The organism is Reyranella sp. (assembly GCF_965279465.1).
GTDB lineage: Bacteria > Pseudomonadota > Alphaproteobacteria > Reyranellales > Reyranellaceae > Reyranella.
Genome location: NZ_OZ257242.1, coordinates 4,167,954 through 4,183,035 on the forward strand (window position 1 = coordinate 4,167,954; position 15,082 = coordinate 4,183,035).

General features: G+C 67.2%; 17 protein-coding genes. 9 read left to right on the plus strand and 8 right to left on the minus strand.

Annotated elements, in window-relative coordinates:
- Positions 1 to 84: 84 nt before the first annotated feature.
- From ACQY8M_RS20315 to ACQY8M_RS20350, 8 genes are read right to left on the minus strand one after another with little or no spacing between them, the layout of a single operon-like run.
- The gene (locus ACQY8M_RS20315; RefSeq protein WP_428658794.1) at positions 85 to 861 is read right to left on the minus strand and encodes an SDR family NAD(P)-dependent oxidoreductase; all 777 of its coding nucleotides are present in this window, start codon (positions 859 to 861) and stop codon (positions 85 to 87) included.
- Positions 858 to 1,181, minus strand: a complete 324-nt coding sequence (locus ACQY8M_RS20320) for a hypothetical protein (RefSeq protein ID WP_428658796.1) — start codon at positions 1,179 to 1,181, stop codon at positions 858 to 860. Before ACQY8M_RS20320 ends, ACQY8M_RS20315 begins: the two co-directional genes overlap by 4 nt.
- A 10-nt stretch (positions 1,182 to 1,191) precedes the next feature.
- A complete protein-coding gene (locus ACQY8M_RS20325; protein ID WP_428658799.1) occupies positions 1,192 to 1,515 on the minus strand; it encodes a hypothetical protein in 324 nt (107 codons plus the stop codon).
- 24 nt (positions 1,516 to 1,539) lie between these two features.
- Positions 1,540 to 2,523, minus strand: a complete 984-nt coding sequence (locus ACQY8M_RS20330) for an ABC transporter ATP-binding protein (RefSeq protein ID WP_428658801.1) — start codon at positions 2,521 to 2,523, stop codon at positions 1,540 to 1,542.
- Positions 2,501 to 3,502: an ABC transporter ATP-binding protein gene (locus tag ACQY8M_RS20335; protein ID WP_428658803.1), complete on the minus strand. Its 1,002-nt coding sequence runs from the start codon at positions 3,500 to 3,502 to the stop codon at positions 2,501 to 2,503. The genes ACQY8M_RS20330 and ACQY8M_RS20335 overlap by 23 nt, the downstream gene beginning before the upstream one ends.
- Positions 3,499 to 4,392 (minus strand): ABC transporter permease, encoded by an 894-nt coding sequence (locus ACQY8M_RS20340; RefSeq protein ID WP_428658806.1) that lies wholly within the window; start codon positions 4,390 to 4,392, stop codon positions 3,499 to 3,501. Before ACQY8M_RS20340 ends, ACQY8M_RS20335 begins: the two co-directional genes overlap by 4 nt.
- Positions 4,392 to 5,408 (minus strand): ABC transporter permease, encoded by a 1,017-nt coding sequence (locus tag ACQY8M_RS20345; RefSeq protein ID WP_428658809.1) that lies wholly within the window; start codon positions 5,406 to 5,408, stop codon positions 4,392 to 4,394. Before ACQY8M_RS20345 ends, ACQY8M_RS20340 begins: the two co-directional genes overlap by 1 nt.
- Before the next feature lie 16 nt (positions 5,409 to 5,424).
- A complete protein-coding gene (locus ACQY8M_RS20350) occupies positions 5,425 to 7,053 on the minus strand; it encodes an ABC transporter substrate-binding protein (RefSeq protein ID WP_428658811.1) in 1,629 nt (542 codons plus the stop codon).
- Positions 7,054 to 7,241: 188 nt separating this feature from the next.
- Here ACQY8M_RS20350 and ACQY8M_RS20355 point away from each other — a divergent pair, with 188 nt between their 5' ends.
- The 9 genes from ACQY8M_RS20355 (at position 7,242) to ACQY8M_RS20395 (ending at position 15,046) form a co-directional block, all read left to right on the plus strand.
- Complete coding sequence (locus ACQY8M_RS20355) at positions 7,242 to 8,042, plus strand: IclR family transcriptional regulator (protein ID WP_428658814.1); 801 nt, start codon at positions 7,242 to 7,244, stop codon at positions 8,040 to 8,042.
- A gap of 13 nt (positions 8,043 to 8,055) precedes the next feature.
- The gene (locus ACQY8M_RS20360; RefSeq protein ID WP_428658816.1) at positions 8,056 to 9,078 is read left to right on the plus strand and encodes an LLM class flavin-dependent oxidoreductase; all 1,023 of its coding nucleotides are present in this window, start codon (positions 8,056 to 8,058) and stop codon (positions 9,076 to 9,078) included.
- Positions 9,075 to 9,587, plus strand: a complete 513-nt coding sequence (locus ACQY8M_RS20365; RefSeq protein WP_428658819.1) for a YybH family protein — start codon at positions 9,075 to 9,077, stop codon at positions 9,585 to 9,587. The genes ACQY8M_RS20360 and ACQY8M_RS20365 overlap by 4 nt, the downstream gene beginning before the upstream one ends.
- Positions 9,588 to 9,590: 3 nt before the next feature.
- Positions 9,591 to 10,442, plus strand: a complete 852-nt coding sequence (locus ACQY8M_RS20370; protein ID WP_428658822.1) for an alpha/beta fold hydrolase — start codon at positions 9,591 to 9,593, stop codon at positions 10,440 to 10,442.
- Between the two features lie 72 nt (positions 10,443 to 10,514).
- Entirely contained in the window at positions 10,515 to 11,363 is an 849-nt protein-coding gene (locus tag ACQY8M_RS20375) for an FAD binding domain-containing protein (RefSeq protein ID WP_428658825.1), read from the plus strand.
- Positions 11,360 to 11,866 (plus strand): (2Fe-2S)-binding protein, encoded by a 507-nt coding sequence (locus ACQY8M_RS20380; RefSeq protein ID WP_428658828.1) that lies wholly within the window; start codon positions 11,360 to 11,362, stop codon positions 11,864 to 11,866. The genes ACQY8M_RS20375 and ACQY8M_RS20380 overlap by 4 nt, the downstream gene beginning before the upstream one ends.
- Positions 11,863 to 14,139, plus strand: coding sequence for a xanthine dehydrogenase family protein molybdopterin-binding subunit (locus ACQY8M_RS20385; RefSeq protein ID WP_428658831.1), 2,277 nt, complete (start codon positions 11,863 to 11,865; stop codon positions 14,137 to 14,139). Before ACQY8M_RS20380 ends, ACQY8M_RS20385 begins: the two co-directional genes overlap by 4 nt.
- Positions 14,139 to 14,369 (plus strand): MoaD/ThiS family protein, encoded by a 231-nt coding sequence (locus ACQY8M_RS20390; RefSeq protein WP_428658834.1) that lies wholly within the window; start codon positions 14,139 to 14,141, stop codon positions 14,367 to 14,369. Before ACQY8M_RS20385 ends, ACQY8M_RS20390 begins: the two co-directional genes overlap by 1 nt.
- A gap of 131 nt (positions 14,370 to 14,500) precedes the next feature.
- Positions 14,501 to 15,046, plus strand: coding sequence for an REP-associated tyrosine transposase (locus ACQY8M_RS20395; protein ID WP_428658837.1), 546 nt, complete (start codon positions 14,501 to 14,503; stop codon positions 15,044 to 15,046).
- Positions 15,047 to 15,082: the final 36 nt, after the last annotated feature.

Below are 15,082 nucleotides of genomic sequence, written 5' to 3' on the forward strand. Positions count from 1 at the left end.
ACTATAGGTATTCGCTCTTCAGCCATCAAGCTGGCTGAAGGTGGCTTGGTGGCAGTCTGAATCTTGTTGGCATATTCTCAACGTTCAACCGTCGGGAATGTTGAGGCGCGGGAAGCGGGGCAGGGTGCGGCCGCCGTCCATGACGATCGAGCGGCCGGTGACGAAGTCGAAATCCGCCGAGCAAAGCAGCGCGACCATCCGGCCGATCTCCTCCTCGGTGACCAGCCGGCCGAGCGGCGTGCCGTCGATCGCGGCGGCCTTGTAGGCCGGCATCGTGTCGGTCCGCGCGCTGGCGATCTGGCTCGGTACGACGGCATTGACGGTGATCGTGGGCGCCAGCTCGAGCGCGAGGCTTTCGGTAAGATGCAGCAGGGCGGCCTTGGCGAGGCCATAGACGGAGTGGGTCCGCACGAAGCCGGAGGTGGCGCCGAGATTGACGATGCGGCCCCATCCCAGCCGCTCCATTCCCGGCACGACCTTCTGCGCGAGCAGGTACGGCGCCCGCAGGTTGGCCGACATCACCCGGTCCCAGGCCGAGGACGCCAGGGTGCGGAACGGCGCGTCGGCAAACGGGCCGGCATTGTTCACCAGCACGGAGATCGGCCCCAGCGCCTGCTCGACCTCGTCGACGAGTGTGGCGCACGCCTCGGCGTGGGCGAGGTCGGCCTTGAAGGCCGCTGCCTCGCCGCCGTTCTTCCGGATGCGGCACGCCACGGCCACGGCCTCGTCGATTGCCGAGCGGCAATGGACGGCGACTCTGGCCCCGTGACGCGCCAGCTCGAGCGCGATCGCGACGCCGGCACCGGACGAGGAGCCGGTGACCAGCGCGACCTTGCCGGCGAGGACGGCGATCTCGCTCACGGATCGACGAGAACGGTCCAGACCGACCTGGTCTTCGACTTGTCGAGATACTTCTCGTAGAGCTCGTTGATCAGGTCGGCGCCGACCGTCTTGATCTCCGCGTCATACGCGGCACGGTCAGTGATCTCGATGCGCTCGAGATAGTCCCACGGGCCGCCTTCCAGGGTTCGGACGACGCTGGTCAGCCGGTGCGTGCGGTAGGAGACGATCGTCTTCATCTTCGCCGCGACGGCATAGTCGACCTCGCGCTCGTAGCGCTCGTAGGCTTCGGGGTCGACGCCGGGCTTCAGCGCGGCGAACACATATCTCACGATGGCCATTGTGCGTCTCCTACGGCTCGATCAGTTCCGACCAGATCGCGACCGTCTTCGAACGGTCGAGCCACTTGCTGTAGAGCAGGTCGAGGAACTCCTTGCTGCCCGACGCGGCTTGCTTCTCATACTCGGCCTGGCTGGTGACCTCGATACGCTCCATGAAGTCCCACGGGCCGCCCTCGAGGCCGGGGTCGAAATCCTCGATGCGGTGGGTTCGGTAGCTCACGATCGACGGGTTCTGCGCGGCCTTCACGTAGTCGACCTCGCGCTCGAATTTCTCGAACTCGTCGAGCGAGACGCCGGGCCTCACCTTCACCAGCACATAGCGAACGACCGTCATCGGTTCTCCTCCTTCGATTGCCGATCAGACCAGGTGGCACGCCGCGAAATGGCCGGGCGCCACCTCGCGATACGGGACCGGCTCGGCGCAGACCGGCTGGGCCATCGGACAGCGCGCGCGCAGCCGGCAGCCGGCCGGGATGTCGATCGGGCTCGGGATCTCGCCCGACAGCACGAACGGATCGCGCTGCGCATCGGGATCGGGCACCGGCACCGCCGCGAGCAGCGCGCGCGTGTAGGGATGGGTCGGATGGTCGAACAGCTCGCCGGCCGGCGCTTCCTCGACGATCACGCCGAGATACATCACGGCCACCCGCGAGGCGAGGTAACGCACCGTTGCCAGGTCGTGCGAGATGAAGAGATAGGAGAGGCCGTGCCGCTGGCGCAGCTCCTCGAGCAGCAGGATCACACGCGCGCGCAACGAGACGTCGAGCGCGGAGGTCGGCTCGTCGAGCACCAGCAGGCGGGGATTGGTCACCAGCGCGCGGGCGATGTTCACGCGCTGGCGCTGGCCGCCCGACAGCTCGTGGGCGTAACGGTCGGCGAGGTCGGCGCCGAGACCGACCTCCTCGAGCACCGCGTCGGTGCGCTCGCGGCGCTCGGCGGTGCTCATCTGCGTGTGCAGCTTGAGCGGTTCGCCGACCATGCGGCGCACGCTGAGCCGCGGATTGAGCGACGCGGTCGGGTCCTGGAAGACCATCTGCAGGTCGGGCCGGACCTTGTTGAAGCCGGAGTCGCTCAGCGTCGCGATTTCCTCGCCGTCGAACCGGATGCTGCCCGCCGTCGGCGGCACCAGCCGCACGAGAGTCCGCGCGACTGTCGACTTGCCGCAACCCGATTCGCCCACCAGCCCGACCGTCTCGCCCGTCTCGATCGTGAACGACACGCCGTCGACGGCGCGCACCATCGGGGGCTTGCCGTCCTTGAACGCACGCAGCCAGGCCGCGGGTCCGCGCAGCGGGAAGTGCGTCTTGAGATCGGCGACCTCACACAGGGGCGGCACGACCATCCTCCACGGCAAAGCAGGCGACGAAATGTTCCGGCGCCACGGGCGTCATCATGGGCTTCTGCCGCCGGCAACGATCCTCCACCCAGGGGCAGCGCCCGGCATAGCGGCAGCCTGCCGGCGGATTGAGCAGCGACGGCACGGATCCCGGCACCGGCTCCATGACGATCTCGCGGTCGATGCGCGGAATCGAGCGCACCAGCGCGCGTGTGTAGGGATGCGCCGGGTGCCGGAACAGCGAGCGCACCGGCGCGACCTCGACGACCTGTCCGGCGTGCATGACGGCGACCCTCTGGCAGGTCGTGGCGACCACGCCGAGATCGTGGGTGATCAGCAGGATCGAGGCGCCGGTCCGCGCGCCCAGCTCGCGCAGCAGGTCGAGGATGCGGGCCGCGGTCGAGACGTCGAGGCCGGTCGTCGGCTCGTCGGCGATCAGCAGCCGTGGCGAGGTGGTGAGCGCCATGGCGATCATCACCCTCTGGCACATGCCGCCGGAGAACTGGTGGGCATACTGGCGCGCCCGTCGTTCCGGCTCGGGAATGCCGACCAAGGTTAGCATCTCGAGCGCGCGCTTGCGGCTGTCGGCCGGCGACAGGCCGGCATGCAGCTGGAAAAGACGGGCGACCTGCGCGCCGACGGTGATCAGCGGATTGAGCGAGGTCCGCGGCGTCTGCGAGATCATCGCGATACTGGCGCCGCGGATCTGCTGCAGCTCGTCCTCGGAGAGCTGCGCCAGGTCGCGGCCGTCGAACAGGATGCTGCCGCCGGTCTGGCGGCCGGGCTTGCGGATCAGCCGCAGGAGCGCCGTCGCGGTCACGGTCTTGCCCGAGCCCGACTCGCCCACGAGGCCGAGGATCTCGCCCTCGCGCACGTCGAAGCTCGCGGCGTCGACCGCTTCGATCTCACCACGGTCGCTCGCGAAGCGGACGCTGAGCTCGCGAACGTCGACGACCGACGAGCCGACGACAGAGGGGGCGCTCATCGCACGCCCCGCATGCGCGGATCGAGGAAGTCGCGCAATCCGTCGCCGACCAGGTTGAAGGCCAGCACCATGATCACGATGGCGAGGCCGGGGAACAGGAACAGCCACCATTCGCCGCTGACGATGAATTGCGCGCCCTCGGCGGTCATCGAGCCCCATTCGCTTTGCGGCGGCTGGATGCCGAGGCCGATGAAGGACAGCGCCGACATGGTGAGCAGCGCGTAGCCCATCGCGAGGGTCGCCTGCACGATGATCGGCGGCAGGCAGTTGGGCAGCAGGTGGATGAACATGATGCGCCACGCCGGATTGCCGACGACCCGCGCGGCATCGGCGTACTCCATCTCCCGGATGCGGAAGATCTCGCCGCGGATCAGGCGGAGATAGTTGGGAATCTGCGTGATCGCGATGGCGAGCAGCACGTTGCCGACGCTGTTGCCGAGCGCCGCCGTGATCGCCATCGCCAGGATGAAGGCGGGGAAGGCCATCACCGAATCGACGCAGCGCATGATGATCAGGTCGACCAGACCACGATAGTGCCCCGCGATCGCGCCGATCGCCGAGCCGATCACCAGCGCGACCGCGGTCGCGCCGAACGCCACCGTGAGGTCGACCCGCGCCGCATGGATGATGCGCGAGAGCAGGTCACGGCCGTAGATGTCGGTGCCGAGCCAGTGGCGCCACGACATCGATTGCAGGGCGGCCTCGGGGTCGGTCGCGTCGGGGTCGTAAGGCGCGATGAAGTCGGCGCCCAGGGCTGCCAGGATCATCGCCACGATGATGGCGAGCGCGATCGTCGACAGCCAGTTGCGCCTGACGCGCAGCCAGACCAGGCGCAGCGTGGCCGAGGTGGGGTTCATCAAGGGGATCGGCGTTTCGGCGGCGTCGGCCATCAGTCGAGCCGGATGCGCGGGTCGATCAAGCCGTAGACCATGTCGATGACGAAGTTCACGGCTACGTAAAGCACGGCGACGAACAGGACGAAGGACTGGATCGGCCCGGAGTCCTTGGTCATCAGCGAGGTGATCGCATAGTTGCCGATGCCGGGCCAGGCGAACACGCTCTCGACCACCGCGTTGCCGGCCATCAGGAAGCCGAACACGATGCCCAGGATGGTGATGACCGGGATCAGCGCGTTCTTCAGCGCATCGCCGTAGATCACCTGGCGGCGCGGGATGCCGGCGGCCCAGGCGGACTTGATGTAGTCGGACTCGAGGATCTCGAGCATGGTCGAGCGCACCATGCGGGCGATCGGCGCCATGACGCTGAGACCGAGTGTGATCGCCGGCAGCATGAGCTGGTGCAGGGACGAGCCGAGCGCCTTCCAGTTGCCGGTCAGAAGGCTGTCGATGACATACAGCCCGGTGATCGCCGTCGGCGGCTCGATGCCGGAGCCGAGGCGCCCGAGCGGCGGCGGCGCGACGCCCAGCAGATAGAAGAAGAGGTATAGACCCAGCAGCCCGGTCCAGAAGGTCGGCATGGCGACGCCCGCGACGCCGACGATGCGCCCGATATGGTCGATCGCGGTGTCGCGATGCACTGCCGACTGCACGCCGAGCGGGATGCCGACGGCGAGGGCGATCAGCAGGCTCGCCAGGGTGAGCTCGAAGGTCGCCGGCAGGCGCTGCCGGAAATCCTCCAGCACCGGACGTCCGGTCGACGCGCTCTGGCCGAGATCGCCGCGCGCGACGCCCGAGATGTAGCGCCAATATTGCACCCAGGCCGGCTGGTCGAGGCCCATCTCCTTCTCCAGCTCCTTCACCACCTCGGGCGAGACCAGCGGTCCTGCCTTCACGACCGCCGGATTGCCGGGCAGGACGTAGGTGAGGGTGAACGTGATGATGGTCACGCCCAGCAGGGTCGGGATGACGAGAGACAGCCGGCGCAGGAAATAACCGAAAAAGCCCACTGTGCTGGCTGCCGGCCTAGCCGGTCTTGAGCGACGTGAAACGGTCGAAGGTGTCCCAGCGCTTCTCGACGCCGACGATGTCGTTGCGCATCACGCGGGTCCAGTTGTCGTACCAGAGCATGCCCCAGACCGCGTCGTCGATGACGATCTTCTGCGCGGCCTTGGCGGCGGCCAGGCGCTTCTCGGCGTTGGGCTCGTGGTAGTTCTCGTCGAGGATCTTGTCGAGGGCCGGGTTGCTGTAGAACGCCGTGTTGGTGCCCTTCGAGGTCGAATGGAACAATGGCACCATGTGGAAGAACGGGTCGTTGACCCATGACTGCCAGGTCTCGATCGAGAGCTGCATGTCGCCCTTGGTCGCCAGCTGGCGGAAGGTGGCGTCGGTCTGGCGCGTGATGTTGATCTTGAAACCGATCTTCTCGAGCTCGCGCTGGATCCACACGGCGGCTTCCTCGTGCGGCTGCCAGCCGATGCGCACCGCAAGGTCGAGGGTGACCGGCGTGGTGACGCCGGCTTCCTTCATCAGCGCCTTCGCCTTGTCGAGATCGAACTTGTAGGGCGAGAGGCTGCCGTCGTGGCCGGGCGTCAGCGCCGGCACCGGCGACTTCATCGCCGAGCCGTAGCCCATCAGCACGTTGGGCACGATCGCGGCGACCGGGATGGCGTAGTTGATCGCCTGGCGCACCTTGACGTTGTCGAGCGGCGCCTTGGTCTGGTTCATCGCCAGCCAGTGGCAGGTCGTGTCCGGCACCGTGACGATGCGGAAGTCCTTCTCGTTCTCGAACGTCTTGATGTTGCGCGGCGACAGGCCGGGCCGGCCGATCACCAGGTCGATTGCCTTGCGCTTGAGCAGGAGCACGCGGTCGGCCTCGTTTGGCACGAACTTCAGCACGATCTTCTGGAACTGCGGGGTGCCGCGCCAGTGGTCCTTGCGCGCCTCGAGCACGACTTCGACGCCCGGCGTGTTCGTGACGAGCGTATAGGGGCCGGAGCCGACCGCGTTGCGCTTGGCCCACTCGGCCGCCCACGGGTCCTTCTCGGTCGCGTTCGGCTTGATCAACTCGGGATCGAGCGCGGTGATGGTCATCAGCGACAGGAAGTTCAGCACCATCGGCTGCGGCGTCGGGCCCTTCATGTCGAGCGCGATCGTCATCGGATCGCGCACCACGATCTCCTCCGGCTTGGTGACCTGGAGCATGCGCGGCATGATGAACCGCATGTAGCCGGGCGACTGCAGCGCGCGGTCGAGCGAGTATTTGAGCGCCGCGGAATCGACCGGCCGGCCGCTCGGGAACTTCATGCCCGGCCGGATCTTGAGCACGATCGTCGCGCCGTCGCGCTCGAAGGTCCAGGATTCGGCGATGCTGCCCTCGAACTCGTTGGGGAAGGAGCGCGACACGCCCTTGCTGCCTTCGACCGGCCGCACCTTCCAGCCAACGACCGGATCGTAGAGATTGCACTGCACGGCATAGCCGCCGACCGACTTGAAGACATGCGGATCGAGGCTGTCGATGTCGGTGTCCCAGGCGACGGTCAGCGTCGAGCTGGCCTGCGCCTGCACCGGCAGCGCGCCGATGCCGCCGAGCGCCGCCGCGCCGGCCCCCGACGAAAGTTTCAGGAAAGTGCGCCGATCCGACGTGATGCCCATTGTCCTATCCCTCCAAGCCCCGACACATTCAGTCCATACTGTTCCAGTATTGTCAATCAGTGTTCATATTTTCGGAACAGCGTGGCGCAAGACGGGAGGCGACTTGCACAATTCGGGCCATTTACGATTCTTGCTGTTCCAATAAAACCCATATAGCGTTCCAAAAATGGAACCCAGAAAGTTCGCCAATGAATTCTGTCGATAATGTCGCGAAGGTCCTCCGGCTTTTCACGCCGGATCGCAGCGTGTTGTCCGTTACCGAGGTTTCCCAGCTTCTCGCCCTGCCCAAAAGCTCGTCGTCCCGGTTGTTGAAGGGGATGGCCGAGGCAGGCCTTCTGGCTGTCACCGAGCTCGGCGCTGGCTACTCGGTGGGCAATCTGATCTTCGAGACCTCGCGTCGTCATCGCGCCCATTCGACGCTGAGCGTTGCCGCTGACGAGGCATTGGCGCAGATCGTCAAGGCGACGGGCCACACCGGATACATCGCGATGCTCGACTGCATCGAGGTGCTCGGCCTGCGCATGCGGCCGGGTAGCAAGCCACTGCGGGTCGTGACCTCGCCGGGCGATCGGCTGCCGGCCTTTTGCTCCTCGACCGGCCGGGCGATGCTGGCCCGCCTCGACGATGAGGCCGTGCGCGCGCTTTATCCCACGCCTTGGCAACCGCCCTCGCCCAATGCGCCGCAGACGATCGATGATCTCTTCGCCGCGCTCGCGACGGTGCGCGAGAAGGGCTGGTCGCAGGCGACCGACGAGATCCTCCCGGGCGTCGAATCGATCGCCGTGTGCGTTGACGACCGCGAGAGCGGCGAGCGGGTCGCGCTGTGCATCTCCTATTCCGCGGCCATGATCTCGGCCAACGAGAAGTCGCGCATCGTCACGCTGCTGATGCGGGCCGGCTGCGAGATCGGCATGAAATTCGACGACGAGCACTGGGCGGCGCCGCGCTTCGCCGCGTTCTCGGCGCCGTCCTGGAACGAAGCCGCGTAAGGAGCCGTTGTCGATGTCTCTCGAACTGTTGATGCTGGGCAACGTGCCGATCTCCCAGATGGTCGAGCGCGCCAGGCTTGCCGAGGCGAACGGCTACGACGCCTTGTGGGTCGCCGACGAGCGCTTCTACCGCGAGGTCTACTCGACGCTGGCGATCCTGGCCCAGCACACCACGACGGTGAAGCTCGGCACCTGTGTCACCGACCCGTTCGCGCGCCACCCGGCGCTGACGGCGATGGCGATCGCCACCCTCGACGAGATCTCCAACCAGCGCGCCATCCTCGGCATCGGCGCCGGCATCTCCGGTTTCCCCGAACTCGGCATCGTGCGCCGGAAGCCGGCTGTCGCGATCCGCGAGATGATCGAGGTCGTGCGAGTCCTGCTGAAGGGCGAGGTGCTCGACTACAAGGGCGACGTCGTGTCGTTCCACGACGGCAAGCTCTCGTTCAAGCCGGTGCGCGCCGACGTCCCGATCTATGTCGCGAGCAACGGCCCGCTCGGTCAGCGGGTGACCGGCGGCTTCGCCGACGGCGCGATCATGGAAGGCTGCGGCAATGTCGAGGAGCTCACGGCCTTTCGCGCCATCCTGGCCGAGGGTGCCAAACGCAAGGGCCGCGATCCTTCCGCGGTGAAGGTGATGCTGCGCCTCAACGCCTGCGTCTCGCCCGATGGCAAGAAGGCACGCGACGGCGTGCGGCTCGGCGTGGCGCGCATGCTGGCGGCGGGCCGGCTGAAGTTCATGACCGCCGAGAAGCAGGGCCTGCTTCTGACGGACGAGCAGATCGCGCCCTTCGCCAACGTACGTTACGCCGAGGGTGCCGCACCCTATACACCGCTGCTGCCGCTGGTCACCGACCGGCACGTCGACGCCTTCACGCTGGCCGGCTCGCCGGAGGAGGTGGCGCAGCACATGAGGGACCTGCAGGCCGCCGGCGCCGACGGGTTCATCGTCATGCCGCTGCCCTGCGAGGGCACGACCGCCGAGCAAACGCTGGTTGCCCTCGGCAAGGACGTCTGGCCGCGGGTGAAGCCATGAGCGCCGCGACCGTGAGCCAGCCGACGATGGAACAGGATATCGCCGAGGTCCGGCGCATCCACGACGAGTGGTGGGCCGCGAACACCGACCTCGACATTCCCCGCATGCGCGCGTGCTTCGCGTCGGGCGACAAGCTCCTGCAGTACAACCTCAATGGGCACACCTACCGGTCGGTCGACGAGCTGACCCAGCTCTGGGAGCTGATCGGCCGCGACTACGGCCTGCCGCAGCTGGACGTCATCGACATGCGGATCGAGATCCGCGGCGACATGGCGTGGGTCTCTCACGAGGCCCTCATCCGCCGCGTCGCGAAGCCGGGCGGGCAGCTCCCGCCGGGCACCCCGGACAGATGGTTCAGGGTCCGCGAGACCGAGGTGCTGATCCGCGACGACGGCGCGGGAAATCCGGTCTGGAAGATATGGCACCATCATTGTTCGATGCACGCACCGGACGATGAGATCCGGAGGGGCTTCCAGGACTCCGTGCTGACCCGAGGCAAGGCAGGCTGAGCGATGCGTATCGCGGTCAACGGCGTGGAACTGTTCTTCGACGTTTACGGTTCCGTGCTTGCGCCCCGCGGCGGCGAGCTGGTCGACAAGCCCGTCATGGTCGCCCTCCACGGGGGGCCGGGCATCGACCATTCGCAATTCGTGCCATGGCTTACACCGATGGAGGGTATCACGCAGCTGATCCTCGTCGACCATCGCGGCAATGGCCGCTCCTCGCGCCCGCCCGTGGAGACATGCACGCTGGCCAACATGGCCGATGATCTGGAGGCTCTGCGCAAGACGCTGGGCCTCGGGCGCATCGTGGTGTTCGGCATGTCTTTCGGCGGGATGCTGGCGCTCACCTATGCCGCGACCTACCCGGACAGCGTGGCCGCGCTCATCCCCTGCGCGACGGCGGCGAGCAACGAAGCCTTCGAGCGCGGCCTTTCGCGCCTGCATGCCATCGCATCGCCCGAGCAGCGCGACGCCCTGGCGCGCCTCAGGACCGGGACCGTGCGATCCGTCCAGGACCTCGAGCGCGTGTTCACGGCTCTCGCGCCATTCTATGAATACGATCCGGAACGATCGCCCCCGGGCGGCTTCAGGCCGATCGCCGACATCGACATGTTGAACTGGTTCTTTGCCCGCGACCGGCACACCTACGACGTGAGATCGCGGCTCGGCGGTATCACCGTGCCGACTCTCGTCCTTACGGGCCGCCACGACAGGATCGCGCCGCCCGATGCGTCCGAGGAGATCATGAACGGCATCCCCGGGGCCGAGCAGGTGGTGTTCGAGGACAGCGGCCACCGCCTGATGCGGGAAGAGAACGCCAAGTTCCTCCGCACCGTGCGAGACTTCATTCGTCGTCTCTAGGCTTGAACGCTCATGCCGCGCTCCCAGCCCTTCTTACGGCCTCAGGCCCATCTTGCGGCCTCAGGATAATCGATGAGCTTTGCATTCCACCGGCCCGAAAGCCTTGACGCGGCGATCGCCTTCGCGCGCGAGCAGGGCGACGCTGCACGATTTCTGGCGGGCGGGACGGACCTCCTCATCCAGATCAACCGGGGGCGGATCGCACCGAAGCACCTGATCAGCCTGGCCGGGCTTGGGCTCGACACGATCGGCGAGACGCCGACCGGGTATGTGATCGGCGCGATGGCGACGCACGAGGCGGTCGTCAACCATCCCGGCTTCCAGACGACTCTCACCGCGCTGACGCAGGCCTCGGCCGTGATCGGTGGCCGGCAGGTGCGCAACATCGCGACCGTTGGCGGCAACATCGTCAACGCCTCGCCGGCGGCCGATCTCGTGCCGGTGCTGCTCGCGCTGGACGCGACGGTCGAACTGCGTGGCGCGGCCGGCACGCGCTCGATGCCGCTGGACCGTTTCCTGGTGGAGCGCGGCCGCACCGACCGGCGGCCCGAGGAGATCCTGACGGCAGTGGGTTTCGACAAGCCGCCGGCAGAGAGCGCGACCTGGTTCCTCAAGGCCGGCCGGCGGAAGGCGATGGAGATCTCGGTGATCTGCGTCGCGGCTCACCTCGTGCGCGGCGGCAAGGCGCGGATCGCGATCGGTGCCGCGGCCTCGCGCACGGTGCGCATGCCGGACGCGGAAGCGCTGGTCGAGAAGCAGGGCGCCGCCGCGTTCCGCGAGGCCGGGCGGATCGCTGCCGACGCGGTCGCGCCGATCGACGATGTGCGCGCCTCCGCGCGCTACCGCAAGCTGCTGGTCGCGACGCTGGTCGAACGCGCGCTCCTCGCTTGCGCGGATCGTATCGCAGGAGGTGAAGCATGACGCGTCAGGCGCTCGACCTCACGATCAACGGCGAGAGCCATCAGCTGATGGTCGAGCCGCACTGGTCGCTGCTGCATGTGCTGCGCCAGGAGCTCGGCATGACCGGCACCAAGGCGAACTGCCTCGAGGCCGAGTGCGGCGTCTGCACCGTGCTGCTCGACGGCAAGGCGGTCAATTCCTGCATCCTGCTCGCCGAGCAGGCGCGCGGCCGCTCGATCGTCACCATCGAGGGGCTGGGCGACCCCGAGCATCTCCATCCGCTGCAGGCAGCCTTCATCGAACATGGCGCGGTGCAGTGCGGCTACTGCATCCCGGGCATGATCCTGACCGCCAAGTCGTTCCTCGACGAGCGCCCCGGCCGCGTGCCGAGCGAGGCCGAGGTGCGCGAGGCCTTGTCGGGCACGCTGTGCCGCTGCACCGGCTACCAGAAGATCGTGGATGCGGTGATCGCCGCGGCGCGCCAGATGAATTCGTGGCCCGAGACGGCGAGGAGGGCGTCATGAGCACCCATGAACGCCGCGTCGCCGGCAAGCGGCTGAAGCGCATCGACGGCATCGGCAAGGTCACTGGCAAGCACGTCTATGCCTCCGACTTCGCGCTGCCCGGCATGCTGTTCGGCAAGATCCTGCGCAGCAGCGAGGCGCATGCCCGCATCGTGCGGCTCGACCTGACCAAGGCGCTGGCGCTGCCCGGCGTGCGCACGATCCTGACGGCGAAGGACATCCCGCAGATCCTTTTCGGCACCGCGATCAAGGACCGTCCGGTCTTCGCGTCGGATGTCGTGCGTTTCCGCGGGGAGGCGATCGCGGCGGTCGCCGCGACCAGCCTGGAGATCGCCGAGGCCGCGGTACGCGCCATCGAGATCGCGTACGAACCGCTACCGGCCGTGTTCGACATGGAGGACGCGCTGAAGCCCGGCGCGCCGCAGGTCCACGCCGGCTGGAGCGACTACCAGGCGCTGCCGGTTTTCGACCGCGAAGGCAACATCTCTGGCCGCTCCTCGATCGCTGTCGGCGACCTCGAGGCGGGCTTCGCCGCGTGCCATCGCGTCTACGAGCATCGCTTCACGACACAGCACGTCCATCCCGGCTACACCGAGCCACGCACGGCGATCGCGAGCTGGGACGGCAATGGCGATGTCAGCGTCTGGTGCAACACCCAGCTGCCCTTCGACATGAAGAACATGCTGGCCGAGGTGCTCGACCTGCCCGCGAGCAAGGTGAGGGTGGTCGTGCCGGGCATCGGCGGCGGCTTCGGCGGCAAGCTGCGGGTCGGTGTCGAGCATTTCGCCGCCTGGCTGGCACGCAAGTCGAAGCGGCCGGTCAAGGTGACGACGACGAGCGAGGAGGAGCTGACCGACGCCTATCCGCGCCAACCGACCGTGATCACGCTCAAGACCGGCGTGAGCAAGGACGGCCTGCTGATCGCGCGCGAAGGTAAGGTGCTGCTGGATTGCGGCGCCTACGCCAATTCCGGGCCGGGGACGGCAGCGCTCGCCCTGCAGATGCTGGCCGGACCGTATCGCACGCCCCACTTCTCGTACGAAAGCGTTGCCGTCTACACCAACAAGGGCTCGACCGGATCGTTCCGCGCGCCGGCCGGCCCGATGGGCAACTTCGCCGTCGAATCGCAGATCGACCTGATCGCCGACGACCTCGGCATCGATCCGCTCGAGTTCCGGCTGCGCAATGTCTATCGAGAAGGCGACGCGGGACCGGCCGGCGACACGGTGACCAGCGTCTCGATCGAGGAGTCGCTGCGCCGGGCCGCCGATGCGATCGGCTGGAAGGATCGCAAGCCCGGCCCTGGCCGCGGCAAGGGGCTCGCCTGCTCGTGGTGGCTGACGACCGGCGGCTCGTCCGGCGTCTATGTCAAGATCAACCCGGACGGCACGGTCACCTTGGTGAGCGGCGCGGTCGAGATCGGCACGGGCGCGATGACCGGCGCGGCCCAGATCCTCGCCGAGGAGCTCGGTGTCGACCTCAGCGACATCAATGCGACCGATGTCGACACGCACCTCTCGCCCTACGACTACGGCGCGCAGGGCAGCCGCACGGCCTTCTCGGTGGGCAATGCCTGTATCGCGGCCGCGAAGGACCTGCGGCGCCAGATCGGCGAGCTGGTGGCGCCGCTGTGGAACGTCGCGCCCGAGTCGGTCCGGCTCGAGGGCAAGGGCGTGGTGAGCGGCAACAACCGCCTGTCGCTGGCCGAGGTGGCAGGCCTGTCGCAGCGGACCGGCGGCGGGCTGATCTCGCACGGCACGTTCATCCATCCGATGCCGACCTTCGACCCCACGCGGGTGAAGAATCATCCGTCGCCGGCGTGGACCAGCCACAGCTTCCATACCCATGCGGTCGACCTCTCGGTGGACGAGGTCACCGGCGAGGTCACGATCAATCGCTACGTGGTGGCGCAGGACGTCGGCTTCGCGATCAACCCGACCTACATCGAGGGCCAGATCGAGGGCGGCGTGGCGCAGGGCATCGGCCAGGCGCTGAGCGAGGAGATCGTCTACGACGGCGGCCGCGTGCTGAACGCCAACCTGACCGACTACAAGATGCCGACCATGATGGACATGCCGCGGGTCGAATGCATCCTGATCGAGAAGCCCAGCGTCAACGGCCCTTACGGCGCCAAGGGCGTCGGCGAGCCGCCCTGCATCCAGCCGCCGGCCGCGATCGCCAACGCCATCGCCGCCGCCACGGGCGTGCGTATCCAGGCGCTGCCGATCACCGCCGAGAAGATCGCGCTTGCCCGATTGAAGGACGGCGACTGATGCAGGTCAGCGTCACCCTGTGGGGCAACCTCCGACGCTTCGCGCCAAGTGGCGCGGGCTCGATGGTCCTGCAGGTCGCCGACGCCGCCACCGTCGAGGACCTCGCGGTCCAGATGGGCGCCCAGCACGACGTCTACGCCGCCGCCCTCAACGGCAAGGTCGTCCCCCTGTCCGCCCGCCTGTCCCCCAACGACCGCGTCTTCCTGTTCGACCACCTGCATGGCGGGTAGTGTGCCGGGAGCGCGGCTCTCCAGAGCCGCTCTTCTTCAGATTGTCATACCCCATGAGCGGCTTTGGAGAGCCGCGCTCCCAGCCGTCACTATCCTTTCTGGAGCCCGTTCTTGTTTGGTAGCATTGTCATATGCAATTCAAGGGCTGGCATTCGCGCGGGTATCTGCCGCACTTCGACTCGCAGGACGTTGTCCAATTCGTGACCTATCGGTTGGCCGATAGCCTGCCGCAGGAAGCCCTCGAACGGATACGACTGTCCGATCGACCGGAAAGCCTGCGAGACGAGGCGCTCGATCAAGGTTCAGGAGCTTGCTGGTTAGGCCGGACGGATGTCGCGGAAGTCGTCGAGCAGTCCCTCTTCGCCTTCGATGGCGAGCGCTATCGTCTGCATGCCTGGACGATCATGCCGAATCACGTCCATGCACTGCTTGGCGTCTCGTCGGGTGCTTCGCTGAGTGACATCGTCGGATCGTGGAAGAAATTTACCGCGCGGCAGGCTAATCGGTTGCTCGGACAGTCAGGGACATTCTGGCAGGGGGACTGCTGGGATCGCTTCATTCGGAACGAGAATCATTTCAACGCGGCGGTCAGCTACATCGACAACAATCCTGTGAAGGCCGGGCTGGCAAGAGCTCCCGCCGACTGGGAGTGGGGTAGTGCGAGATTGAGGCCATGAATGCTGGGAGCGCGGCTCTCCAGAGCCGCTCATGGG